Here is a 1,126-nt window from a genome sequence, read left to right on the forward strand (position 1 = left end):
CGCAGTGAACAATGGTTTTTCCGCAGGGCTCTTGATGACAGCCTGGACTGGCTGAGCGCCAGAGACTCCAGCAATCCGGCCCTGACAAACCTTCGGCAACTGAAAAAAAATGACACGGCACAGCGGGGTGAATACGATGGTCTGACCGAGCAGCAGACGTCGCTCCCTGACAACGCCACCAGCAGCGTCCGGGGCAGGTTCTTTACCCTCACAGCCCTGGATGACCGGATAGGGGTTTACCTGACGCCGGACTACCTGGCCGATGCCACTAACCAGACCCTCGCCAGTGACCTGCGCCAACTGGTGGACGCCAGCGATCTTTTCAGGCGCCGGGTGAACAATACCGACGAGTTCCGGAGACAGCTGGGCAACACAACGACTCCGATAAGACCCGACACCCTGGGCAATATACACGACCGTGGTTTACTGAAAATCCCCAACGGTGAACGCAACAGAACGATTCCCGGAGACTATGTCAGCCTGATAATCCCCGGTCACGATGGCGCATTCCCCGGCAGTGATTCCGGCCCACTGACCTATCTACCCATTCGTCATGGTGTGGAAAATGACACTGTCCATGACCATGCTCCGGGTAACCGGACAGACATTGCGCCCGTTAACCAGACCCTCAATAACGGCACCTTCACGCTCATTCATTTTGATCCGGGCCGGGGAGACATTCCCTTCGGTTCCGGGTGGCTGTCAGCCTGTATTCCATTCTTTTACCAGTTACAGAAGGCATTACAGCTGGCACTTGGCATAGCGCCGCAAGAGGATGCCAACGCAATCAAAAACCGGATTCGTACTGACCTTGGTTTGCCAAAGCATTATCCGGGACAGGACAGAAAACCGTTACCCGTAGTAGACCCCCGTCAGGTGATGGTCAAAGAAACCCTGCCAATGCGGGTAAGGTTTAATCAAACGACAGTGACAGACAGCAACCAATCCGTGCGTCTGGCGGTGAGCGGGTATGGCGCCCTGGGACGTCACCTGGAACTGACAGCAGAGCCTGACGGGAGTGGCACCTATCGTCTGCAACTGAATTCCATTGGCAGTATGCCAACAGATGACCGTCTTCAGCCGCCCTCACTGCCCTGGTATCCCGAAATGCCCAAACCGGCGGCAA

The 1,126-nt window shown here is 56.2% G+C and carries 1 protein-coding gene; it reads left to right on the top strand.

The window, feature by feature from the left end:
• Window positions 1-1,126, top strand: a 1,126-nt coding sequence (locus KDK19_RS18310) for a hypothetical protein (protein WP_257292532.1), incomplete at both ends; no start/stop codon positions are given.

The organism is Endozoicomonas sp. ONNA1, from assembly GCF_024606325.1.
Taxonomy (GTDB): Bacteria; Pseudomonadota; Gammaproteobacteria; order Pseudomonadales; family Endozoicomonadaceae; genus Endozoicomonas_A.